We start from the raw sequence: 21,873 nt of genomic DNA on the forward strand, positions 1-21,873 counted from the left end.
GCGACTCCATGTACGCGGGGAATAAAACAGGAGTGAGGAGACTGCCCTCACTCCAATCCGCTCGGCTGGTATTGTCCGAACGAAATCGCTACCGTCGATGACAACACCGCAAAACAGCAAGCGGCATTGCTCAAGAAAAAGGAGAGAGTCAGAATCAGGGATCGATTAGGAGGACGTACAGATGCGCCCGGGACGCAATTTCGATATAGGCAGCCGAACACCGTCAGCGCCATCCGAGGGGGCATCCCTGCCCCGCCAAAACCCAGGATACAGCATATCTTACAGTAGGTTAAATGCCATCAAGAGCATCCGGACGTGGTTCACTCAACCTTGAGAATCCGCCGTCCGCTGCAATCCTCGGTAGGGTACTTCCGGTCAGCAGGACGAGAGGAGACGAAACGCCGTCCCTCTCGTCAAACCGCTTGGCTAGAAGCCATATCCCAGAGAGATCACATAGCTGTGCACGACCAGCGCAACGATCAGGACAGCGAACAGGATCGGCATCAACCAAACCGCAGGATTAACGACCAACCAGACCTTCCAATCGTCTTCCGGGTTTTTGGGTTTGTTGACTTCACTCATCACAATCACCTTTTCGTGTCAAAAACGGATTAGAACCAAGGATTGGCTGCGAGGACGAACAGATGCACCACCGCGGCGATACCGACAAATGCCGTATAGGTGATTTTCCACTGCTCGTGAAATTCCTTCGCTTGCTGCTCGGTCAAACCCGACAAGGATTGCTCAGCCATCGTTTATCTCCAACAGGAATGATTGAAAAAACCCGTTTATCCTGGATCGCCGGTGACCCGTTCGGTCAGAGGCGCTACCGAGATCTCGATTATTCAGCGACCGCGGCCGGTGCTGCCTCGACTGCCGCGGGTGCTTCGGCAACCGCCTCGACTGGACTGAAGCCGATGCCGAGCGACCAAGCGTAGGCATGGACAACCAACGCCACTGCCAGGACCGCGAACAGGATGGGCATCAACCACACCGCCGGATTCAACACCAGCCAAATCCGATAGTCCTTCTCAAGCGGCTTGTAGTCGAATACGTTCATGGATGTCTCCTCTTAAGACCCTAAAACCAAGGATTGGCCGCGAGCACGAACAAATGCACGAGTACCGCAATGCCGACGAACGCGCTATAGGTGATCTTGAACTGCTCGTGAAACTCTTTCGCCTGTTGCTCGGTTAAACCGGAAAGGCTTGCCTGTTCAGCCATGGATCGGCCTCCAACCTGTGGATAGTGCCGGACCTCGTGGGTTCGGCGGCTGCTCTCTCGCGGCGCTCATCGTCGCGAGAACCCGTTGCCCTGTCATTCGGGGCAGGATCACCTAGGACTAGCAAGCTATAATACAGTGCCTAGCAAGCTATCTTTCGCGTTGTCCCTAGTAATCTTACGTGTCATCTTAGCTTGACACAGAGACTTGTCAAGCTCGTCTTACATCTTTTTTTAGGATCTCTTTCATGAGCCGGCGTCGGGCGACCGTCGGATCGCGAACAGGCTCAAACCGCGCCCGGTTCGATATGCATCATGTGTTGGAATGGATTGGCCAGGCCAACCCCGACAGCCGCCGGATCTGGCGCGACTTAAAATGCTGAAAAATATTTAATCTTTAACCGCGTCTCGCCGAGATCGAGGGTATCCCCGGAGCCAAGCACAACGTGAAAATGGCGCATTTCCCTCTGGACGCGGTTTAAGATGAAAGACAGTCGCCGGTGTGCTCTATGACGGCTCACCGACGATGGGCATTGGCGCGGCCCACGCCGAACCGGCGCGGCGACTGCGGTCCCGAGGAGCAAGACGCGTGCGTTGGAGCAGACGACATCCATGCAGACTGAATTCGCAAACGTGACCGGACAGACCGGACTCGCAAAATGCCGGACCGGCATTCGTGGTCTCGACGAGATCACCGGCGGAGGCTTGCCTCGCGGGCGACCGACCCTGATCGGCGGCGCAGCAGGTTGCGGAAAGACCCTCCTGGCGATGGAGTTTCTCGTGCGGGGAGCGCGCGAGTTCGACGAGCCGGGCGTGTTCATGGCCTTCGAGGAAAGCGAGGACGAATTGATCGTCAACGTGGAGTCACTCGGCTTCGCACTCGGCACGCTGGTGGAACAGAATCGCATCCTGCTCGACAGCGTGCGGATCGAGCGCGGCGAGATCGAAGAAACGGGTGAGTACGATCTGGATGGCCTGTTCGTGCGCCTCGGCAGCGCGATCGCCGAGGTCGGGGCAAGGCGCGTGGCGTTGGACGGAATCGACGCACTGTTCGCCGCCCTGGCCAACGAGGCGATCGTGCGTGCCGAGCTGCGGCGTCTGTTCCGCTGGCTCAAGGATCAGGGCGTCACGGCGGTGATCACTGGCGAGCAAGGCGAGAAGACCCTCACACGACATGGCTTGGAGGAATACGTCAGCGACTGCGTCATCTTCCTGGACCACCGCATGACCAACCAGGTCGCCACCCGCCGCCTACGCATCGTGAAGTATCGCGGCTCCCGCCACGGGACCAACGAATACCCGACGCTGATCGATCAAGAGGGTTTCAGTGTCCTGCCGATCAGCTCGGTGAGTCTGAGCCACCGGGTCTCTCGCGAGTACGTGTCCACCGGGATCCCGAGACTGGACACCATGCTCGGCGGCGGGGGCTATTTCAAAGGCAGCAGTGTCCTGCTCTCCGGCGCCTCGGGTGCGGGCAAGAGCAGCATCGCGACAGCGTTTGCCGACGGCATCTGCAGGCGGGGGGAACGCTGTCTCTTTTGGTCCTCGGAGGAGTCACCCGACCAGATCCTGCGCAACATGGCCTCGATCGGATTCGACCTGCAGCCGCACATCGACCGGGGGCTGTTGGTCTGTCACGCCGTCCGTCCGACCCTTTACGGACTCGAGAATCATCTGGTCAGCCTGCACAGGCTGGTCGAGTCAATCCGTCCCGCTGCAGTGATCCTTGACCCGATCACGAACTTCGCCGCGGTCGGCGACACCGCGGAGGTCAAGACGATGCTCACCCGGATCATCGACTTCCTGAAAGGTGCCGGGATCACCGCGCTCTTCACCAGCTTGACGCAGGGGTCCGAATCCACACATTCGGAACGGACCGACGAGGGCGTGAGCTCACTGATCGACACCTGGCTGATGCTGCAGATGGTGCAATCCTTCGGCGAGCGCAACCGACTCCTCTATGTCCTGAAAAGCCGCGGCATGGCCCACTCCAATCAGGTCCGAGAGCTCGTGCTGGACAACGAGGGACTCCATCTGTCCGATGTCTACACCCGGGCCGGCGAGGTCCTCACCGGAGGGGCGCGAATCGCGCAGGAAACCCGTGATCAGGCCGACCACCTCGCGGTTCGGCAGGCACATGAGCGTGAGCAACGTGCCAGGGAGCTGCAGCGCCGAAATCTCATGGCCCGAATTCAGTCGCTGGAGGCACAGCTCGTCGGGATCGATGTAGATGCAGCGATTGCGAAGACCGAAGAGGCCCAACGTGTCGCGAATGCCGCGCACGATGAGGCCGCGGTGTTTCACGCCAGGGGCGCTGACTGACGCAGAGGCAATCGACGATGAATCAGACCGAAACAACCCTGTATGATCCGGAACAGGAAGCGGAAGGCTGGTGCTTGCGCCTCTACGTCGCCGGTCAGAGCCCGCGCTCGCTTCGGGCCTTCGAAAACCTCAAGGCCCTGTGCGAGACCCATCTGGCCGGACGTTACGACATCGAGATCGTCGATCTGCTCGAAAACCCGCGACTCGCCCGCGGCGACCAGATCGTCGCCGTGCCGACCCTGGTGCGCAAGCTCCCCGAGCCGGTGCGCAAGATCATCGGCGACCTTTCAAATACGGAGCGGGTGTTGGTCGGCCTCGACCTGCGCCCCCGGTAAAGGACCTCAACCCGTCGAGCAGAGGATCGCCATGACCGCAACACGTCTCCCGGCCTGCGGGCTCGATTCCGCAGGCGCGATGTCCACCCAACCGGACTTGCCGCGTGTCGATGCCGCAGCGCAGCCGAAGGCAAGCGGCGGGCACGTTCTGACGCTGTACGTCGCGAGCCTCACGCCACGCTCCGTTGCAGCGATCCGCTCGGTCAAAGACGTCTGCGAGAAACATCTGCGCGGCCGCTACGATCTGGAGGTCATCGATATCTACGAGCACCCGAGCTTAGCCAAGAGCGAGCAGATCGTGGCCGCCCCGACCCTGATCAAGAAGCTTCCACTGCCGCTGCGCCGCCTGATCGGCGATATGGCCGACGAGCATCGCGTGCTGGTGGGCCTTGATCTGCGGCCCAGGGACAAGGCGGACTGAAACCCGACCCTGGTCGTGATCGAATGCCGCCCCATCGGACCGAGGTTTGCGAGATGACCCCGAACGCGGTTATCGACCGGCTCACGGCGGAAAACCTCGAGCTGCAAGCCCGCCTCGAAGAGGCTGAAGACGCCTTGCGTGCCATTCGCGAGGGCGAGGTCGATGCCGTCATCGTAAGCGGCAGTCAGGGCGACCGGGTGTTCTCCCTCATGGAGACCGAAAACCTCCACCGACTCATGGTCGAGACCATGAACGAGGCGGGCCTGGCGATCTCCCCGGATGGACTCCTGCTCTACGCCAACGACCGGGCGAGCGCGCTGCTGAAACGCGGACGCAGCCACCTCCTGGGCCACCCGATCCTCGAGCTTGCCGCCCCGCACGACAGCGAGCGCTTGCGACACCTCTTGGAGGCATCCGGACAGGGCATCGCCGATGATCGCGTGGTCTTTCTTGCCGCGGACGGCGCGGCCGTCCCCATGCATCTTTGGGCGAGCCGGCTCGACCGCCCGGCGGGTGCGATCATCTGCCTGGTCGGCACCGATCTCAGCCGCCTGGAGGCCGATCGCGCGCTCGTCACCCAGCTCGAGGAGCAGCAGCAGGCCCTCAGCGCGTCGCGCGCCGAGGCACTCGACCTGATGGCCCAAGCCTTGGCCGCGCGCGAGCAGGCGGCACAGGCGGCCCGTGAGCTGCGCGAGAGCGATCGTCGCAAGGACGCCTTTCTCGCGGTCCTGTCCCACGAGCTGCGCAACCCGCTTGCGCCGATCCGCAACGCCCTCGAAATCCTCTGCTCGAGACATGTCTCGGCCCCGGCCGCCGAGGAAGCTCGGACGATGATGGCGCGTCAACTCGCCCATCTCGAGCGACTGGTCGACGACCTCCTCGAGGTATCGCGCATCACCCATGGCAAGATCGAGCTGCGCAAGGAGCCGGTCGCGCTGGCAAGCGTCATCGACAGCGCCGTGGAGACCGTCAGGCCGCTGATCGACGCCGCCGGCCAAGGTCTCGTCATCAACCTTCCGGCAGAGCCGCTCTGGCTGGAGGGGGATCCGACCCGCCTGTCGCAGATCTTCGGCAACCTATTGAACAACGCCACGAAATACTCGGATGCCGGGCAGGACATCCGGGTTGAGGCAAGAGCGGTCGACGGCGGTGTTTTGGTTTCGGTGCAGGATACCGGGGTCGGCATCCCTGCCGAGCTTCTGCCCCGAGTCTTCGACATGTTCTCCCGAGGCCACCCGACACCGTCGATTGGCCGGAGCGGCCTGGGGATCGGTCTGTCGCTGGTGCAGAAGCTCGTCGAGCTGCACGGCGGTCGCGTCGAGGCACGCAGCGCCGGACCCGGCCAGGGTAGCGAGTTGAGGGTGTTTCTGCCCTTGCTCGCCCGAGAGGGTGCGGCTGCACCGGACGAGCATCGCCTCGTCGCCGCTTCGGCACCGGCGGCCGAGACCTACCGCATCCTTGTCGTCGACGACAACCGGGACGCCGCGAAGAGTCTGGCGATGCTGCTCGAGCTCAAAGGCGCCGAGATTCACGTCAGCTACGACGGACCCTCGGCCTTGGCGGCCTTGGAGCAGCACCCCGTAGACGCCGTCATCCTCGACATCGGCATGCCCGGCATGAACGGGCTGGAGGTGGCCCGCCGGATCCGCGCCCGCCCCGAGTATCGCCGAATCGCGTTGATCGCGATGACGGGATTGGGCGAGCAGGCGGATCGACAACGCTCGCTCGATGCCGGTTTCGATCGGCACTTGGTGAAGCCGATCTCCTTCGACGGACTCGATGCCGTCTTGCGTGATCTGCGCGATCGCGACCGGCCAGCGCATCCTCTGTACCCGGATCCAGCAACGATCGAGGCGCGCGCCGCGCCCCTTCTCCACGACCTGGCCCAGCCGTTGAGTTCCGCCGGGTGCTATGCCTTGGCGGCGCGAGCCCTCGCCGCAGCATCGGGCGCGGATTCGGCTCGCTTACGCGACGCACTGAGCGGAATCGACCAGCAGATCAGGCTTGCATGCACCATCATGGAACGCCTTCGCGAGGCGCTTCGCAGCAGCGCGAGCCCGGCGATCGACAACCCGAGCACGGGGGGTGATTTCGAGCGGCCCGGGGAACGCAGCAAAGGCGAGGCACTGCCGGCTTCAGACCCGGTATAATCGCGGAACCGACACGCGTCCGCGTCGTGCTTCAACCAATCAATCACGACCTTGACGATCGCGTTCATCCGACGGCTCACTATCGAGGCGAAGGCCGCTTCGCAATCCGAGCCCACCCGAAATCGACGACGGAGGTGTCCGACCCGAGGATATCCATGAGCAATGAGCCGATCGCCTACATCGTCGACGACGATCCCGCGTTGCGCGATGCGGTGTGCACGCTGCTGGAGTCGGTAGCGATCCGCTCGAGGGCATTCGCCGATGCCGAAGCGCTTCTGCAATCCGGCGTGCTCGCGCGGCCCGGACCCGCCTGTCTGCTCGCAGACGTGCGGATGCCCGGCATCAGCGGAATGACATTGCTGGAACGCATGCGCGATGCGGGGATCGAGATCCCGACGATCGTCATCACGGGCTACGGGGATATCCCGATGGCGGTGCGCGCCATGAAGCTCGGCGCTGTGGACTTCATCACCAAGCCATTGAACGCTCAAGCGTTCCTGGAGCTGGTACAGAACACCCTGCACAAGGCCGGCACTGGGCTCGGACCGGACGCCGACGTGGATGCGACGCTGCAGCGCTATCGCGCATTGACGCCGCGCGAGCAGCAGGTCTTTCAAGCACTCACCGCAGGGCAAACGAATCGGATGATCGCCGATGCGCTCGGCATCAGCGTGCGGACCGCGGAGTTTCACCGCGCGAGCCTCATGAAGAAGATGCAGGCCAAGAACCTTGCCGATCTGACACTCGCACGCGTGACCATTCAAGATCGCCTTCCGAAGGAACCGACGCGCGCGCCCTAACCCCGGCCTCGGGCGCGCTCGGCCCTTATCGGTCTTCGCGAGTCGCTCCGAAACGGCGCAGCGCAGATCTCGGCATCCTTGGCGGCAAGGATGCGGTCGTCGGCGCCGACGCTGCGCGCGCCCGCGCAATTGCGTGGACGCCTCAACTACCCCACCTCTGGCCTAACGGGATTCGGATCCCATCGGACACGAGGATAACGTGCGCGACATCCTACTGATCGACAACGGCTCCAAGAGAGCCGATGCCACGCTGAGCCTGAGACGGATCGCGAGCGGTCTCGCCGAGCGTCTCGGCGAGACCGTTCACCCCGTTTCCCTGCTGCACTCGGACCGCATCGCCCCGAACGAGCTGCACGGACACGCCGCCGACACCTTCGAGCCTTTTCTGCGTCGTCGCCTAAGCGAGAACATTCGGCGTTTCGTGATCCTCCCGCTCTTCTTCGGCCCGAGCCGGGCCATCAGCGATTATGTCCCGGAGCGCATCGCGACCCTGCAAGGCGATTTCGGCCCTTTCGATGTTCGGATCGCGCGAGCGCTCTGCCCTCTGCCGGAGGGCGAACCCGAGCTGGTCGAGATCCTTTTGGATCGGATTCACGGCGCAGCCTCCGAGCAGCGCATCGCGCCGCATCGGGTCCTGCTGGTCGACCACGGCTCGCCGATCCCCGCCGTGACCGAGGTGCGGCGTTGGCTCGCTCGGCGGCTGACGGCAAAACTCGCCGAGGTGCCCGGTCCTCGCGTCGAGCTCGGCGAGGCGGTCATGGAACGACGCTCCGGTGCGGAGTACGACTTCAACGGGGAGCTGCTGGAAGATCGTCTGCGCGCGCTCGCCGCGGAGGACGTCTCGACCCCGGTCATCCTCTGCATGTTGTTTCTCTCGCCCGGACGCCATGCCGGCCCGGGCGGCGATATCACCGAGATCTGCGCGTCGGTGGAACGCGACCATCCGGGCTTTCGTGTCCACCCCTCCGCACTGGTCGGCGGTCATCCCCGGCTGCTCGACATCCTCGAAACGCGGGCCGCGGAGATGGATGCGGCATCCGTCGTCAAGACCGAAAGTGCGTGAAATCACACACCACCGGCGGGATTTGAACCCTTTTATTCTTTAAACCGCGCCAGCTCCGACAGTCGTCGGAGCTGGCGCGGCCACGCCATTCCAAAAAATGACGCATACCGCGCCGGGCGCGGTTTAACATAGATCAAGTTCTTCCCCGATGCCTTTTGCTAGCTTGAACCTGTCGAGTGACCGGTTCGAGATCTCGTTCAATGGCGCCGGAGGAGGACACATGATTAAAAGAGCGCAACGTTTGACGACCCTCGCCACGGGAGTCGTTATCGGCCTCGGGGCCACGGCAGCCGCGTGGTCCAGCGAGAACCTAAAGGAGGTGATGGACCGTCGCGGCCTCACCGAAAAGGATCTCCTGGCCGCAGCCAAGACCTATGTTCCGACCGGCGGACGCGACGAGTTCGTCGTCTTCAGCTCCGGCGGCCAATCCGGGCAGGTCATCGTCTACGGCATCCCCTCGATGCGCCTGCTCAAATACATCGGTGTCTTCACACCCGAGCCCTGGCAGGGCTACGGCTTCGACGACGAGTCCAAGGCGGTCCTCGCCCAAGGGCGCACCCGCGACAAGGACATCGTCTACGGCGACACCCACCACCCGGCCCTCTCGGAGACCGACGGCGACTACGACGCCAAATATCTCTTCATCAACGACAAGGCCAACCCGCGCATCGCAGTGATCGATCTGCACGACTTCGAGACCAAGCAGATCGTCGTCAATCCCTTCTTCAAGTCATCGCACGGCGGCGCCTTCGTCACGCCCAACACCGAGTATGTGATGGAGGCCGCGCAATACGCAGCACCCTTGCTCGAAGACGGCTACGTGCCCTTGGAGGAGTTCAACGAGAAGTACCGCGGCGGCCTGACCTACTGGAGCTTCAACAAGGAGAAAGGCCGCATTGATCCAGAAGGCTCCTTCACGCTGGAGCTCGGACCCTACAGCCAGGATCTCTCCGACGCCGGCAAGAAGGACAGCTATGGCTGGGGCTTCACCAATTCATTCTGTACCGAGCGCTATGTCGGCGGGATCGAGCGCGGGCGTCCGCCTTTCGAGGCCGGTTGCTCCTCCAAGGATACCGATTATCTGCATGTGACCAACTGGAAGAAGGCCGAGGAGCTCATCAAGGCCGGCAAGGTCACGAAAGAGAAGGGAATGTTCTTCATCCCCATGGAGCAGGCGATCGCCGAGGGCCTGCTCTACCTGGTGCCCGAGCCCAAAAGTCCACACGGCGTCGATGTCACCCCGGACGGCAAGTTCATCATCGTCTCGGGCAAGCTCGACAGCCATGTCTCCGTCTTCAGCTTCGAGAAGATCAAGAAGGCGATCGAGGACGGCAATTTCGAGGGAACCGACCCCTATGGCGTGCCGATCATCCCGATGCAGGCCGCGCTCCATACCCAGGTCAACCTCGGGCTGGGTCCCTTGCACACGCAATTCGACTCCAAACCCTGCGTTGCCTATACCTCGCTCTATGTGGATTCGCAGGTGGCCAAGTACGACTACTGCGAGGGCAAGGTCCTCGACAAGCTGTCCATCCATTACAACATCGGCCACCTGATGACCATGGAGGGCGATACGGTCAACCCGCAAGGTCGGTATCTGGTGGCCTTGAACAAGCTCGCGATCGATCGTCATCAGCCCGTCGGCCCGCTGCATCCGCAGAACCATCAGTTGATCGACATCAGCGGCGAGAAGATGCAGCTCCTCTACGACATGCCCTTGCCGCTGGGCGAGCCGCACTATGCCGCGGCGATCCGTGCCGAGAAGCTGCAGCCGGCGGTGCGCTACAAATCAGGCTGGAACAGTCGGACCGATGAACTGCATCCGAATCGGACCCGTGCCGGCCGCGAGACGACCGAGCGCACCTGCGATGCCGACGGCCATTGCACGACCCGTGTGATGGGTACCGTGATCCGCTCGCACATCACGCCCGAGATCATCGAGGCGGAGGTCGGAGACCAGGTCCATCTGCATTTTACCAATCTCGAACGCGCCCAGGACCAGGTGCATGGTTTCGCGCTCTACGGACAGAACGTCAACCTCTCGATCGAACCCGGCAAGACCGCCTCCTTCAGCTTCGTCGCCGATCAGGAAGGCGTCTTCCCCTACTACTGCACGGAGTTCTGCTCCGCGCTGCACCTGGAGATGCAGGGATACCTGCTGGTCCGCCCCAAGGGCTATCAGGCAACGACGGTGGCGATGGTCGAGGGGACCCTCTATTCGCAATCCGACTACGACACCCAAGTCAAGACCAACCTCGAGACCCAGGCCGTGATCGATCAGGTGGTCGCCTATATCACGGCCCGCAACTTCCAGGACTTCCCGATCGCGGTCGCACTCGTGGAGGACGCCACCGATCAGCTCGGATTTGCGCAGGAGTCCAAGAAGAAATCAGAGGAGGCTGCAGCCAAGGCGGATTGGCAGAACGCCATGCTCTGGGCCAATCAGTGGTGGCAGTATCAGGTGAAGGCCGCCGATCTGGGCCTGCGTGCGAAGAACCTCCTCGACGAGGAGGGTGCGACGGTCAACCAGTGAAGTCGCCTCGTTGAGCGGGATCCCGATCCCGGTCAACGACAGCCTCTCGACATTCGCAATCGGCTATTAAACCGCGCCGGCTCCGGCGGTCGTCGGAACCGGCGCGGCCAAGCCAATCCAACAAACGACGCATACCGCACTGAACGCGGTTTAGCCGGAGAGTCCATGATGAACGCCTTGAAGTCCGTTCTTCTGTCGATCCCGATCGCCGCAGCGACAATGACACCCTTGCCCCTTCTCGCGATGGACGGCGCCGAGCTGTATGTGACCAAGACCTGTGTCGCCTGTCACGGCAAGGACGCCGACACACCCATCCTACCCATCTATCCGAAGCTCGCGGGACAAAGCCCGGATTACGCCTACAACCAAATGGTCGACATCAAAAGCGGCGCCCGCGACAACGGCATGACCGCGGCGATGCGCGGCGTCATGCATCTCGTTACAGAAGAGGAGATGCGAGTCATTGCCGATTGGCTCGCCACCTTGAAGTAAGACGTGGCCTCTTTGCGAGCCATTCGCGTACTAAACCGCGTCCAGAGCCAAATGCGTCATTTTCACGTTGTGTTTAGCGTGGGGGGCTTCCTCGATCTTGGCGAGACGCGGTTTGAAAGCTAATCTTTTTAATAACTTAAACCGCGCCAGCTCCGACAGTCGTCGGAGCTGGCGCGGCCAAGCCATTCCAACGAATGACGCATACCGCACTGGGCGCGGTTTAATGGAGGTTGAGATGTTTCAGCGTGAAATCTTGAAGACCGCAATCCTGACGGCGACCGTTGTGGTCAGCGCGAGTGCCTGGGCTGCAGATCCGAGCGACACCGCGGGAGTCCATCCCGGAGATCCGGCAGCCTGGAACATCGGGGGCGGCGAGCAGGATGAAGCCTTGCATTTGACCCCCGACCTCGAGAACGGCATGGACGTCTATGAGGTCTGTGCCGCCTGCCATCTTCCGGAGGGCTGGGGGACACCGGACGGGACCTTCCCCCAACTGGCCGGCCAACATCGAGGGGTGTTGGTCAAGCAGATGGCCGACATCCGCGCGGGCAACCGTGACAATCCGACCATGTATCCATTCACCCTTCCGCAGGCAATCGGCGATGCGCAGGCACTGGCCGATGTGGTCGCCTATATCGAAAGCCTGCCGATGAATCCGGAATGGGGCAAAGGGCCCTGGGGTCCCGGGACGGAGGAGTATACGCTGGGCGAGCAGCTCTATAAGGACAACTGCGTGAGATGTCACGGTGAGTTGGGGATGGGCGACGTGGAGAAGTTCTATCCGCGCATCAACGGCCAGCATTACGCCTATATGGTGCGTCAGTTCGAATGGATTCGCGACCACAAGCGGCGTAATGCGAATCCGGAGATGGTCGAGCAAATCAAGAATTTCTCCGACAAGGACATGCAGGCGGTCAACAGCTATGTCTCATGGCAACCGGTACCCGAGGAGCAGTTGGCCGACTCGGTTGATTGGAAGAACCCGGACTTCGAGTAACCCCGGACAGGATGCCGATTCGGATCCGGTGGTCGGCCTGCGCAATCGCTAGGCCGCGTTCCAGATCGTGCGATCCGAAGCTCGACACTGATGTCGCGACCCCGCGGCAGCGGTGTTGCGCATCGGCTCGGCGCTCCGCATGGCAGCTTCCGCCGGCCGGATCGATGCCGAAGGCTCCTCACCGCAACGCACGCGCATGGCTGTATTCATCATGAGCCACACACCCGAAGCCTCCTTCTCGGATCGGCGTACATCACTTATTTTCGGCCTGAGCCTGATCGGACTGATCCTGCTCGGCGTCATCTACTTCGTTCCCATCTGGTGGGTCTCGCTGACCGCGCCCAACTACCCGCCGGAGTCCTTCCCGGACGGTGTGCGCATCCATTTTCATATGAACGGCGTTTTCAATGGCTGCAAAATGGTGGAGAAGTCGGAGATCACGGAGGACGAGGCGCTCAATTGTGTCCACGAGATGGATACCATCAATCACTATGTCGGCATGTATCCCATCTCGGCCGGCGGCGTGGTCGAGAGGGCCTTTGCGCCGTTCCTGCTGTCGATGCTCGGCGTCATGGTCGTCGGATTCGCGATCCCCGGATCCAAGACCCGCTTGGCGGTGATGGGCGCCGGGTTTGCGTTGATCGTCGGCTGGATGGCAATGACCTTCTACACGGCCGACGGGCTGAAGCTCAATAGCCGGGGCTATTTGAGCGCCTTGGCGCTCGCACTCGACCAAGAGACCGCAACACCCGAAGCCGAAAAGCGCCTTTCACCGGCCGAGGCGCTGATTGCCCAAATGAAGGCATCGCTGGAGGGGGATGCGGAACCGAAGGTCGCCCCGGGTGCTCCGGATATCGGCGGCGTCGCCGATCCGGACAAGGCAGCACTCGCCGCAAGCCTGCGCGGGGCCTTCGAGCGCGATCAGGCAAAGCAGCCTTCGGGCGAACGCCGACCCTGGACCGGGAGCGGACACCAGGTGCTCGCCTGGCACTACGGCAAGAGCCTCGGGCGCTATTTCAATAACCCCGAAGAGATCCAACCCATGGTCGGCATCATGAGCACGGCGGCGCATGTCGTCTTCTGGAGCATCATCGGGGCCATGCTGGTCCTGCTCTGGGGTGCCCGACGCAGCGAGGGAACGCTCTATTGGCTCTTGATCCTGGCACCGATGGCCCTGCCGCTGCTCTTCATCCTGGACTATTCCGCCTGGCTGTGGTGGTACGGCCACAACATGAACGCGATGGGTGCCTTCACGGTGAAGCCCTTCATGCCGACCGTCTTCGGCGACGGCAAGGTCGCCCAGTTCGGAACCCATTCCTATCCCTACTGGGGCTTCGGACTCATGCTGCTGCTCTCGGCCGTGCTGGCGGCGGCGAGCCTGCTGCGCCGCAAACAGCTCAAGTCGTCGCCATGAGCGCAAGCTCAACCGGATGGGTAGAGCGCAGCGAAACCCATCCTCCAAACCGCTGCGTTTCCGGGTTTCTGTCCGATGCCCTTGGCGCGGGGTGGATGGGTTTCGCTGTCGCTCTACCCATCCTAGGGTTGGGATCCGGCCGGCTTGGATGGGCTGCGTTGCTCTTGATCCCGGCGCTGGCTCAAGCGATCTACCCGGCGTTGCAGCCTCTGGTGGATGCCGCCGAGGCGGGCTCGGTGCTGACGCCCGAGCCCGGCATCTACGCCGGGCCGGTGCGCGTCGACAAGCCATTGACCATAGACGGTCGCGATCGCGTGACGATCGACGGGGGCGGCAAGGGAACCGTGGTGCTGCTCGAGACCGACGGCGCGACGCTTCGGAACCTGCATCTCACCAACTCGGGCAGCTCGCACAACGACCTGGATTCGGGCGTGCAGGTCCGGGGCAAGTTCAACGTGATCAGCGACAACCGCATCGACAACGCCCTGTTCGGCGTCGACCTGCAGCAGTCCGAGAACAACATCGTGCGGCGCAACCACATCTCCTCCAAGCCGGTCGATCTCGGTGTGCGGGGCGATGCGATTCGGCTTTGGTACAGCTTCGACAACCAGGTCACGGACAACATCATCCGCGATGCGCGCGACACCGTCGTCTGGTACTCGCGCGACAATCTCATCGCTCGCAACGACGCCCGCGGCGGGCGCTATTCGCTGCATTTCATGTACTCCCAAACCAATCGGGTCGAGGGCAACCATTACGAGAACAACACGGTCGGGATCTTCCTGATGTACAGCGACGGCATCATCGTGCGCAACAACCTGATCGCCAATGCAACCGGGACAACCGGCATCGGGATCGGCTTCAAGGAGACCTCGGACGTCGTCATCGAGGGCAACCGCATCCTCTATTGCGCCGAGGGCCTGTACCTGGACGTCTCGCCCTACCAGCCGGGCAGCATCAATCATTTTCGCAACAACCTGATCGCCTACAACGGCATCGGGATCCGCTTCATCAACGACTGGCAGGGCAACGTCCTGACCGGAAATCGGTTCAAGGGCAACACCACGCAAGTCGTCGTGGAGGGCGGCAAGACCGCCAACCGCAACACCTGGGACGGCAATTACTGGGACGACTACGAGGGGTTCGACCGAGACGGCGACGGCCTGGGCGATTCACCGCATGTCATTCACGCCTTCGCCGATCGACTTTGGATGGACGTGCCCCCGGCGCAGTTCTTCAAGGGTTCCCCGATGCTCGAGGTCATCGATTTCCTCGAGCGGCTCGCGCCCTTCACGACTCCGGATCTTCTGGTGCGCGACGAGCGACCGCTCTGGAACGCAGACACCGAGGTCGTGCTCGCCGTGCCGCAAGCCGGATTGGCGAGCGAGGACAGCGCATCGGATTGGGCGCTGGATCCGGACGCCGAGCCCGAGACGTCCGCCCCGGACGCCGAGCCCGGCGGCTATGACGCCTACGAGGCGCTGCGCCGTTCGCTCGGACGGGATTGAGAGGTCGACCCACGATGAAAGAAACACCCACCGGCCGGCCGACACCGACGCCGAAACCGCGGCGCAAGACCAAGAAGCTGCGCGACCAAGGACGACGCGAGTTTCTGCGCAGCGCCGCCCTGCTCGTCGGGATGGTCGGGGCCTCGCTCGCCGGACTTATCCCGCTCATCGGTCGGGCCAACGCGCGTCTGCGCCCGCCGGGCGCGCTCAAGGATCGGCTCGACGAGCAGGAGTTTCTCTCCGCCTGCATCAAGTGTGGCCAATGCGTGCAGGTTTGTCCGGTCGAAGCGATCAAATTGGCCGACATCGACGACGGTGTCGGTCTCGGCGTGCCCTACATCCAGGCGCGCGACCAATCCTGTGACTTCTCCTGCGACGGACTGCAATGCGTTCTGGCCTGTCCGACCGGCGCACTGACACACGACATCGACTATCCGGCGGAGACCCGCATGGGCTTCGCCCGGCTCGCCCGACCGGGAGGCTGTCTCGCCGTGCGTGGGCTACCCCTCAAAGGCGAGGCCCGAGGCCCGGATCACCCCGCCTTGCTGCGTTTCGAGTCTGTCGACCGCTGGACCCCGATCCGGCTCGCCGAGCATCCGTTCGACCTGCCCCTCTGCGATCTCTGTGTCCGACTCTGCCCGATCGAGATCCGCATCACCCAATGCGAGGCCGGAACGCCGCCCTCGGGCGATCCCAACCAGTGCCCGCCGCTCCATGCCATCCGGCTGGAGCCGAAACCCGACGGCCTCTCCGCGACCCCGGTCGTTCTGGATGGCTGTGTCGGGTGCGGGGTCTGCGAGATGGTCTGTCCCGCCGAGCCCGCCGCCATCGTCGTGGACATCCATCGGAGCGCCGACTTCCAATGAGCTATTTCGTCGACTCGCTGCGCCAGCTCGCGGGGCTCAAGCCGGTCAAGCCCACGCCCGAGCAGATCCCGATCCCGATCCAGTTGATCTATAAGGAGAAGCGCAAAACGCCGCTGACACGCGATGCGCTGCAAGCCGTCGAGGCCGGTCACGCACGCAGCCCGAACCGCCACAAATGGCGCAATCGCCGCTGGATCACCTTAATTGTCGTGAACCTGCTGTTCGTCGTCTCCTATGTGCTCGACGTCCAACTCGTCGAGGGCGCGTTGACCGCCTCGCGCGTCATCGGCTTTCACCTGGCCGATCTCAATTCGGCGCTGCAGGTCACGCTGGCCTACAAGCACGTCGTCATCAACCTCTTGATCGGCACCCTGACCGTCGTGGTGCTCTGGATCCTGCTCGGCGGGCGCACCTTCTGCTCTTGGGTCTGTCCCTATCATTTGGTCGCCGAATGGGCCGAGTCGCTGCATCTATGGCTCGCCAAGCACGGCTGGGCGATCGATATCCAGTTCCATCGCACCGTGCGGGCGGTCTTCTACGTCATCTTCGCCTTGCTTGCATTGCTGACCGGCTACACCGTCTTCGAGACCATCTCGCCGACCGGGATCCTCAGCCGCGCGCTCATCTACGGCCCCGGTCTCGCGCTGCTTTGGATCCTCGCCCTGCTGGCCGTCGAGGTGCTGCTCTCGCGTCGGGCCTGGTGTCGCTATGTCTGCCCGATCGGGATCACCTACGGTCTCGTCGGTGTCTTCTCGCCGCTGCGCGTGCAGTACAAGATGCAGAGCTGCCACCACGAGGGTGACTGTCGCAGTGTCTGCTTGGTGCCCCATGTGCTCGATGTCACCATTCGCGGCCGAGCGCGGGGACTCGCCACCGACATCGGTGCGGACTGTACCCGCTGCGGTCTCTGCGTGGATATCTGTCCGACCAGCTCGCTGAGCTTCACCTACAAGGGGCTGGAGAAGGTCCTATGATCCGTTTCGAGCAGGTCACCAAACGGTTTCGTCGTCAGACCGTCCTGAAGGGGGTCGATCTCGTCATCGCGCGCGGACACCGGGTCGCCTTGGTCGGCTCCAACGGGGCCGGCAAGACCACGCTGATCCGCTGTTTGCTCGGCGAGTATGTCTGTCAGGGCAAGGTCCGTGTCGATGATCTGGACCCGCGCGCGCACCGGCGCGAGGTGCTCGGCAAGATCGGCTTCGTGCCGCAGCTGCCGCCGCCGCTGAAGATGCCGGTCGGGCAGTTGATCCAGTTCGCTTCCGGGGTCTGCGGCGCGGATCCGCGCCGTATGGAGGCGGTCGCGACGCGGCTCGGGCTGGATGCGAAGGCGTTTCGGCACCAGCCCTTCGTCAAGCTCTCTGGCGGGCAGAAACAAAAGCTGCTGATCAGCATCGCCCTGGGTCGGGATACCGAGCTGCTGGTCATGGACGAGCCCGCCGCCAACCTGGACCCCGACGCGCGGCACATCTTCTTCGAACTCCTCGCCGAGCGTCAGGGGCAGGTCGCCATGCTGATCTCCAGTCACCGTCTCGACGAGGTCGCCGCGCTCGTGAACCGGGTCATCGAGATGGACCAGGGTCTGGTCGTGCTCGACGACCGCGTCGCGGACCTGGTCGATCTCACCAGCCGTCTACGCTGCCGTCTGGTCCTGAGGCGGGCCGACGACGCCTTTGCGCGCGCAGTCACCCCATGGGGTCTACGCAGTCTCGATCTGGGCATCACCTGGGAAGGCTGGGTCGCCGGGGCGGACCGGCTGAGGTTCCTCGGGCTGTTGTCGCGTTATGCGGGGCTGCTTGAGTCGATCCGATTGGACGCGGCGAGCGAGCCGGGGCTGGCCGAGGTGCGGTATGCGTAAACCGCGTCCCGTGGGGTATGAATCGGTTCAGGACGAGCGCTTGGTCCGCGGCGATCAACAGGCGTCGCAGTGGACGCGGTTTAGTGATTTAGTTCTTTGTGCTCGAAGGCATGTCCGACGCAAATCGCTTCGGGTGAGCCGACAAGCGAGTGTGCCGACGATGGATCCGTCTTTCTGCGCCGACGGCAGACGACTCTACGCCGGTATTCTGGTGGCCATGCTCACGTTCGTCCTCCCCGCCTGCGGCGGCGATCCTGGACAAGGACCTGTCGAGGTGAAATGGGACCGCGATGCCTGCGAGCGCTGCCGCATGGTCCTCTCGGACCGATTGCACTCCGCACAGGTGCGTGTCCCGACGCCGGACGGGCGCTCGCGCGTTTATCGCTTCGACGACATCGGATGCGCCCTGATCTGGCTCGAAGACCGCGCCGAGCGCGACGACTCCGCCACCGAAATCTGGGTGAACGACTGGCGCACCGGCGACTGGATCGACGCACGCACCGCGACCTATCTGCGAGGCCAGGTGACGCCGATGGAATACGGCCTCGGCGCCCAACCCGAGCCCGCGCCGGACGGGCTCGACTTCACGCACGCCAAGGCGCACATCTTCGATGTCGAAGCGCGCTTCAATGTCCACGGCGGACACCTCCACCCCCCGGGAACCCTGAGACGGGCAGAGCACAAATGACGGGCTTCGTTGAACGCTGCCCACGATCGATGGGTTTCGCTTCGCTCTACCCATCCTACGATGCTGTCTTTTCGAGGTTAAACCGCGCCGGCTCCGACGGTTTTCGGAGCCGGCGCGGCCAAGCCAATCCAACAAACGACGCATATCGCGTTGGGCGCGGTTTAACGGAGTCCCGAGACCATGCGTGAATTCTGGCTGACCGCCCAAACCGATCTCCTCGAGTCGTTTCGGGCCAAGTGGTTCGTCGCCTACACGCTCGTCTTCGGCGGGCTGGTGGTCCTGCTGTTCGCCTTCGGGCTGACCGAGTCGCGGATCATGGGCTTTACCGGGCTGTCCCGCCTGATGGTGACCTATATCCAGCTCGCCATGGCCATCCTGCCGGTCTTCGTGCTCATCACGACCGTCCGCTCGGTGGCCGGAGATCGCGAGGCCGGCGTCTACGAATACCTACTCTCGCTGCCCATCGGTCTGGCGCCGTGGTACTGGGGCAAGCTCGCGGGGCGTTTCCTGGTTGTCTTCCTGCCCGTGTTCCTCGCGATGGTCGGCGCCATCGTCTGGGGCTCGGTGAAAGGGGCCGCCGTGCCCTGGGTGCTCTTCATCTGGTACACGGCGCTGCTGATGGCGCTGGCCTGGTGTTTCCTGGGCATCGGCATGCTGCTCTCGACCCTCAGCCGCTCGGCCGATGTGGCCCAGGCGTCCGCCTTCGTCGTTTGGCTGACGCTCCTGCTGTTCCTGGATCTCATCCTGCTCGGCACCCTGATCCGCAATCAGATCCCGCCCGAGACGGTCGTCGGCATCGCCCTGGCCAACCCCATGCAGGTCTTCCGTACCGCAGCGATGCTCCTGCTCGATTCGCAGCTGGTCATGCTCGGCCCCTCCGCCTACGTCATCCTCGACAACTTCGGGCAGGCCGGGTACATGGCCTACGCCATTGTCTACCCGATGCTGGTCGGCACCGCGTGTGCATTCGGCGGTTATCTGCTTTTCCGTCGCGGCGACCTGCCGTAAGACCCCGTCGTGCACGGGGCTGGAGCGGGGCGGCGGTATGTCGTCCCGACACCCGCCGAGCGCACGTCAATTCACCGAGGCGAACTGCAAGGGCGCACCCGAGCGATCGAAGGCCAGATAGGTGCCGACCTGCCCGATCCGCACGGACTCGACCATCCGATCGAGCGCCTCCTCGACCGCGAGCGGCGTCGGCTCGCGATTGGCGACCCCGGGCAGGGCGGCCACGAAGAACACGGCCCAATCCTCGATATTCCCGTCGGCCTCCTCGACAAAGGTCGAAAACCCCCCGATCTCGTACGGCGCCTTGTCCACGCAAACCACCGGCGCCAGATGCCCGCCTTGGCCGGCCTTATAGCGCTCCGCTTGCTCGGGCGTGTGCCCATCCGGAAGCTCGTTGCGCGTGAACACGAACAGCAATTGCTGGGGCTCGGGCTGCCGCCGCGCCAGGTGCAGAAAATCGTCGAAGGATGTCAGCTCGATCGGTTTCATGGCTGTGATGACCTCGCCTCTTTGGTGGTGTTTGATTCGGTGCTGTCGACCGGCCATCCGGCGACTGACTCACGCCAGAGACTCGGCGTTCATCAGTCTCTTACGCACGAATAACCAACCGCAGAAGTCAGAGTATCGACCTCACGACCAACAGCGTCAATTCACCCCACAGGCCGATCGCGATCCGACACCGTCACGAGATAGTTGTATCTCCCCGGACCACAGCGACGCTCCAGCTGCTTGACGATGCGCCGCTGCATCGCCGTCGTATCGTTCGGCCCGTTGATATAGAAGGGCTTGCCGTCCTTCCCGAAGGTGAAGGACACCGGGCAGGCGCCGGCATCGATATCCCCGAAAATCAACCGGGCAATCCGGTAGTCTGCGTGCGGCTCGAAGCCGAGGTCCTTGGCGTAGGCCAAGGCGTCCTCGACCAGCTTGCGCGCATAGCTCGGATCCCGGGCCTCGAACGACTCCGTCGGATTCCCTTGGATGCGGGCCAGGACGGTCGGATACTCGGCCGCGTCGACAATCTTGTACAAGGCGTTCTTGATGCCCAAACAAAAAACATCCACCACCATCCCGACGACGGCATAGCGCCCATCCGGCAGACTCCGGCTCACCCAGACCGTGCCGATGCCCAGCTCGAAGATATTCGACGGGACAAAGACGTCCGCGATCGGCGCCCGGCCCACGTTGGCCCATACGCGCGCCTGGGATAAGGCTCCCGGCAGCTCCGAAGCCGCCGGCTTGGTCTGCCGGCGTTTCAGCTCACGCTTGGCCCGCTTCTTCTGCAATGCCTTTTGATCGAGCGCCATAGAGAGTCCTCGTGGTTTTTCGTTGAAGGATCGTTATCCGGATCTTTCTTCATGATGGGCGTTGCAGCGTATGCATGGAATCCCCTCAGCCATCACCGCTGGCTCTGCGGCGAGGACGCCGACGACGACCCGTTCACCGAAACCCAGCTCGATCTGTTCGAGAACGCCTTCGACGATCCGCTGCCCTTCTGAGCGACCCGCGCCCGGCGGGTCGCCATCCGCCGGGAGCCGTCCTCGCTTGCGCCCGACCCGGGCGCGTCGACCACCCCGCCGCGTACCCGACAGGCTGCCTTCGCACTCCTCGCACTCCTCCACCTGCCGACACTATGCCACCGGGGTCATCAGTGCGGGAAAGGTGTGGGCATTCGTCGCGAAACAATTCTGGAATTGGGCGGTGAAATAAAGCGAGCGACAACACCGCGTCAGCCCGAGCCGGTTCACCGCATAGCGCGTCTCCAGCTCCGGATTCAGAGCATGCGCGGCCTTGAAGTACGCCACCTACAAGGTGCGCCCAGAGCACTTGAAACCATGGCGCAGGGTGGCCAAGGCCCCGTTCCGGTCCATCCACTTTCAGAGATCGCCGAGCACCTGCTCGCCGGTGCGCTCGCCATGCAGCGCCTCCAGTTTGGCCCACTCCTTGGGTTGGGTCTCTCGGATGAAGCCCAGAACCATATCAGGGAAGATGGCCCGCTCGCGGTCGAAACCCTCCGGCGCGACCCGCACGTAGCCGCTCGCGAGCAGGTGGGCCTCGATGACGGTTTCGAAGGCGGCTTCAGAGCGGAAGTCGTTGTGCATGCGGGCATCCTGAATGGGCTGCGAACGGGGTGTAGGCGCAATCATCGCATCAACTGCTTGACTGCTTGACTGCTTGCCGCACTATATCCGTGTCGATATAT

The 21,873-nt window shown here is 63.1% G+C and carries 25 protein-coding genes; 17 read left to right on the forward strand and 8 right to left on the reverse strand.

Annotated features, from left to right (window positions below; translation table 11 throughout):
- Positions 1-426: 426 nt before the first annotated feature.
- The 4 genes from pufA (BDD21_RS04630) to pufB (BDD21_RS04645) form a co-directional block, all read right to left on the reverse strand.
- Entirely contained in the window at positions 427-582 is a 156-nt protein-coding gene (gene pufA / locus BDD21_RS04630; RefSeq protein WP_120796141.1) for a light-harvesting antenna LH1, alpha subunit, read from the reverse strand.
- Positions 583-611: 29 nt separating this feature from the next.
- Entirely contained in the window at positions 612-752 is a 141-nt protein-coding gene (gene pufB / locus BDD21_RS04635) for a light-harvesting antenna LH1, beta subunit (RefSeq protein WP_120796142.1), read from the reverse strand.
- An 89-nt stretch (positions 753-841) separates the two neighbouring features.
- Positions 842-1,060 carry a light-harvesting antenna LH1, alpha subunit gene (gene pufA, locus BDD21_RS04640; RefSeq protein WP_120796143.1) on the reverse strand — a complete coding sequence of 73 codons (219 nt, stop codon included), beginning with the start codon at positions 1,058-1,060 and terminating at the stop codon, positions 842-844.
- Between the two features lie 20 nt (positions 1,061-1,080).
- A complete protein-coding gene (gene pufB, locus BDD21_RS04645) occupies positions 1,081-1,224 on the reverse strand; it encodes a light-harvesting antenna LH1, beta subunit (protein ID WP_120796144.1) in 144 nt (47 codons plus the stop codon).
- Between the two features lie 609 nt (positions 1,225-1,833).
- Between pufB (BDD21_RS04645) and kaiC the strand changes: the two genes are divergently transcribed.
- From kaiC to BDD21_RS04725, 16 genes are all read left to right on the forward strand, one after another.
- Positions 1,834-3,543: a circadian clock protein KaiC gene (gene kaiC / locus BDD21_RS04650; RefSeq protein WP_120796145.1), complete on the forward strand. Its 1,710-nt coding sequence runs from the start codon at positions 1,834-1,836 to the stop codon at positions 3,541-3,543.
- A 17-nt stretch (positions 3,544-3,560) separates the two neighbouring features.
- Positions 3,561-3,878 (forward strand): circadian clock KaiB family protein, encoded by a 318-nt coding sequence (locus BDD21_RS04655; RefSeq protein ID WP_120796146.1) that lies wholly within the window; start codon positions 3,561-3,563, stop codon positions 3,876-3,878.
- Positions 3,879-3,909: 31 nt separating this feature from the next.
- Positions 3,910-4,299, forward strand: coding sequence for a circadian clock KaiB family protein (locus BDD21_RS04660; protein WP_245969405.1), 390 nt, complete (start codon positions 3,910-3,912; stop codon positions 4,297-4,299).
- Positions 4,300-4,352: 53 nt separating this feature from the next.
- Positions 4,353-6,449: a hybrid sensor histidine kinase/response regulator gene (locus BDD21_RS04665; protein WP_120799754.1), complete on the forward strand. Its 2,097-nt coding sequence runs from the start codon at positions 4,353-4,355 to the stop codon at positions 6,447-6,449.
- Positions 6,450-6,604: 155 nt separating this feature from the next.
- Positions 6,605-7,249, forward strand: coding sequence for a response regulator transcription factor (locus tag BDD21_RS04670; RefSeq protein ID WP_120796147.1), 645 nt, complete (start codon positions 6,605-6,607; stop codon positions 7,247-7,249).
- Between the two features lie 199 nt (positions 7,250-7,448).
- Positions 7,449-8,312 (forward strand): sirohydrochlorin chelatase, encoded by an 864-nt coding sequence (locus BDD21_RS04675; protein WP_120796148.1) that lies wholly within the window; start codon positions 7,449-7,451, stop codon positions 8,310-8,312.
- 220 nt (positions 8,313-8,532) lie between these two features.
- Positions 8,533-10,845, forward strand: a complete 2,313-nt coding sequence (gene nosZ / locus BDD21_RS04680; protein ID WP_120796149.1) for a Sec-dependent nitrous-oxide reductase — start codon at positions 8,533-8,535, stop codon at positions 10,843-10,845.
- A gap of 165 nt (positions 10,846-11,010) precedes the next feature.
- Entirely contained in the window at positions 11,011-11,337 is a 327-nt protein-coding gene (locus tag BDD21_RS04685; protein ID WP_245969406.1) for a c-type cytochrome, read from the forward strand.
- Between the two features lie 235 nt (positions 11,338-11,572).
- The gene (locus BDD21_RS04690; RefSeq protein ID WP_120796150.1) at positions 11,573-12,334 is read left to right on the forward strand and encodes a c-type cytochrome; all 762 of its coding nucleotides are present in this window, start codon (positions 11,573-11,575) and stop codon (positions 12,332-12,334) included.
- A gap of 139 nt (positions 12,335-12,473) precedes the next feature.
- Complete coding sequence (locus BDD21_RS04695) at positions 12,474-13,748, forward strand: hypothetical protein (RefSeq protein ID WP_245969407.1); 1,275 nt, start codon at positions 12,474-12,476, stop codon at positions 13,746-13,748.
- A gap of 95 nt (positions 13,749-13,843) precedes the next feature.
- A complete protein-coding gene (gene nosD, locus BDD21_RS04700) occupies positions 13,844-15,256 on the forward strand; it encodes a nitrous oxide reductase family maturation protein NosD (protein WP_245969408.1) in 1,413 nt (470 codons plus the stop codon).
- A gap of 14 nt (positions 15,257-15,270) precedes the next feature.
- Complete coding sequence (locus BDD21_RS04705) at positions 15,271-16,122, forward strand: 4Fe-4S binding protein (protein WP_120796152.1); 852 nt, start codon at positions 15,271-15,273, stop codon at positions 16,120-16,122.
- The gene (locus BDD21_RS04710) at positions 16,119-17,096 is read left to right on the forward strand and encodes a NapH/MauN family ferredoxin-type protein (protein ID WP_120796153.1); all 978 of its coding nucleotides are present in this window, start codon (positions 16,119-16,121) and stop codon (positions 17,094-17,096) included. The genes BDD21_RS04705 and BDD21_RS04710 overlap by 4 nt, the downstream gene beginning before the upstream one ends.
- The gene (locus BDD21_RS04715) at positions 17,093-17,977 is read left to right on the forward strand and encodes an ABC transporter ATP-binding protein (protein WP_120796154.1); all 885 of its coding nucleotides are present in this window, start codon (positions 17,093-17,095) and stop codon (positions 17,975-17,977) included. The genes BDD21_RS04710 and BDD21_RS04715 overlap by 4 nt, the downstream gene beginning before the upstream one ends.
- A 160-nt stretch (positions 17,978-18,137) precedes the next feature.
- Positions 18,138-18,665: a nitrous oxide reductase accessory protein NosL gene (locus BDD21_RS04720; RefSeq protein WP_245969409.1), complete on the forward strand. Its 528-nt coding sequence runs from the start codon at positions 18,138-18,140 to the stop codon at positions 18,663-18,665.
- 180 nt (positions 18,666-18,845) lie between these two features.
- Entirely contained in the window at positions 18,846-19,673 is an 828-nt protein-coding gene (locus BDD21_RS04725) for an ABC transporter permease (protein ID WP_120796156.1), read from the forward strand.
- A 66-nt stretch (positions 19,674-19,739) separates the two neighbouring features.
- Here BDD21_RS04725 and BDD21_RS04730 read toward each other — a convergent pair whose 3' ends face one another.
- The gene (locus BDD21_RS04730) at positions 19,740-20,162 is read right to left on the reverse strand and encodes a hypothetical protein (RefSeq protein WP_211334978.1); all 423 of its coding nucleotides are present in this window, start codon (positions 20,160-20,162) and stop codon (positions 19,740-19,742) included.
- 161 nt (positions 20,163-20,323) lie between these two features.
- Positions 20,324-20,977: a hypothetical protein gene (locus tag BDD21_RS04735; RefSeq protein ID WP_120796157.1), complete on the reverse strand. Its 654-nt coding sequence runs from the start codon at positions 20,975-20,977 to the stop codon at positions 20,324-20,326.
- 51 nt (positions 20,978-21,028) lie between these two features.
- Here BDD21_RS04735 and BDD21_RS27730 point away from each other — a divergent pair, with 51 nt between their 5' ends.
- Entirely contained in the window at positions 21,029-21,169 is a 141-nt protein-coding gene (locus tag BDD21_RS27730) for a hypothetical protein (RefSeq protein ID WP_170164684.1), read from the forward strand.
- Between the two features lie 132 nt (positions 21,170-21,301).
- Here the strand turns inward: BDD21_RS27730 and BDD21_RS28205 are convergent, their stop codons facing one another.
- Together BDD21_RS28205 and BDD21_RS28210 are read right to left on the reverse strand one after the other, a co-directional pair.
- A complete protein-coding gene (locus tag BDD21_RS28205) occupies positions 21,302-21,475 on the reverse strand; it encodes a hypothetical protein (RefSeq protein ID WP_211334980.1) in 174 nt (57 codons plus the stop codon).
- Between the two features lie 72 nt (positions 21,476-21,547).
- Complete coding sequence (locus BDD21_RS28210) at positions 21,548-21,772, reverse strand: hypothetical protein (protein ID WP_211334982.1); 225 nt, start codon at positions 21,770-21,772, stop codon at positions 21,548-21,550.
- Between the last annotated feature and the right edge of the window lie 101 nt (positions 21,773-21,873).

Origin of the sequence: Thiocapsa rosea, from assembly GCF_003634315.1 — a bacterium.
In the GTDB taxonomy this organism is placed as follows: domain Bacteria; phylum Pseudomonadota; class Gammaproteobacteria; order Chromatiales; family Chromatiaceae; genus Thiocapsa; species Thiocapsa rosea.

Bases quoted from the DNA above. Each gene is read 5' to 3' on its own strand.
- BDD21_RS04660 (WP_245969405.1), top strand. From the start codon at position 3,910: ATGACCGCAACACGTCTCCCGGCCTGCGGGCTCGATTCCGCAGGCGCG.
- BDD21_RS04705 (WP_120796152.1), top strand. From the start codon at position 15,271: ATGAAAGAAACACCCACCGGCCGGCCGACACCGACGCCGAAACCGCGG.
- BDD21_RS04665 (WP_120799754.1), top strand. From the start codon at position 4,353: ATGACCCCGAACGCGGTTATCGACCGGCTCACGGCGGAAAACCTCGAG.
- BDD21_RS04685 (WP_245969406.1), top strand. From the start codon at position 11,011: ATGATGAACGCCTTGAAGTCCGTTCTTCTGTCGATCCCGATCGCCGCA.
- BDD21_RS04695 (WP_245969407.1), top strand. From the start codon at position 12,474: ATGGCAGCTTCCGCCGGCCGGATCGATGCCGAAGGCTCCTCACCGCAA.
- BDD21_RS04710 (WP_120796153.1), top strand. From the start codon at position 16,119: ATGAGCTATTTCGTCGACTCGCTGCGCCAGCTCGCGGGGCTCAAGCCG.
- BDD21_RS27730 (WP_170164684.1), top strand. From the start codon at position 21,029: ATGATGGGCGTTGCAGCGTATGCATGGAATCCCCTCAGCCATCACCGC.
- BDD21_RS04655 (WP_120796146.1), top strand. From the start codon at position 3,561: ATGAATCAGACCGAAACAACCCTGTATGATCCGGAACAGGAAGCGGAA.
- pufB (WP_120796144.1), bottom strand. From the start codon at position 1,224: ATGGCTGAACAGGCAAGCCTTTCCGGTTTAACCGAGCAACAGGCGAAA.
- kaiC (WP_120796145.1), top strand. From the start codon at position 1,834: ATGCAGACTGAATTCGCAAACGTGACCGGACAGACCGGACTCGCAAAA.
- BDD21_RS04720 (WP_245969409.1), top strand. From the start codon at position 18,138: ATGGATCCGTCTTTCTGCGCCGACGGCAGACGACTCTACGCCGGTATT.
- pufA (WP_120796141.1), bottom strand. From the start codon at position 582: ATGAGTGAAGTCAACAAACCCAAAAACCCGGAAGACGATTGGAAGGTC.
- BDD21_RS04690 (WP_120796150.1), top strand. From the start codon at position 11,573: ATGTTTCAGCGTGAAATCTTGAAGACCGCAATCCTGACGGCGACCGTT.
- BDD21_RS04670 (WP_120796147.1), top strand. From the start codon at position 6,605: ATGAGCAATGAGCCGATCGCCTACATCGTCGACGACGATCCCGCGTTG.
- nosD (WP_245969408.1), top strand. From the start codon at position 13,844: ATGGGTTTCGCTGTCGCTCTACCCATCCTAGGGTTGGGATCCGGCCGG.
- pufB (WP_120796142.1), bottom strand. From the start codon at position 752: ATGGCTGAGCAATCCTTGTCGGGTTTGACCGAGCAGCAAGCGAAGGAA.
- BDD21_RS28210 (WP_211334982.1), bottom strand. From the start codon at position 21,772: ATGCACAACGACTTCCGCTCTGAAGCCGCCTTCGAAACCGTCATCGAG.
- BDD21_RS04715 (WP_120796154.1), top strand. From the start codon at position 17,093: ATGATCCGTTTCGAGCAGGTCACCAAACGGTTTCGTCGTCAGACCGTC.
- BDD21_RS04725 (WP_120796156.1), top strand. From the start codon at position 18,846: ATGCGTGAATTCTGGCTGACCGCCCAAACCGATCTCCTCGAGTCGTTT.
- BDD21_RS04730 (WP_211334978.1), bottom strand. From the start codon at position 20,162: ATGAAACCGATCGAGCTGACATCCTTCGACGATTTTCTGCACCTGGCG.
- nosZ (WP_120796149.1), top strand. From the start codon at position 8,533: ATGATTAAAAGAGCGCAACGTTTGACGACCCTCGCCACGGGAGTCGTT.
- BDD21_RS04735 (WP_120796157.1), bottom strand. From the start codon at position 20,977: ATGGCGCTCGATCAAAAGGCATTGCAGAAGAAGCGGGCCAAGCGTGAG.
- pufA (WP_120796143.1), bottom strand. From the start codon at position 1,060: ATGAACGTATTCGACTACAAGCCGCTTGAGAAGGACTATCGGATTTGG.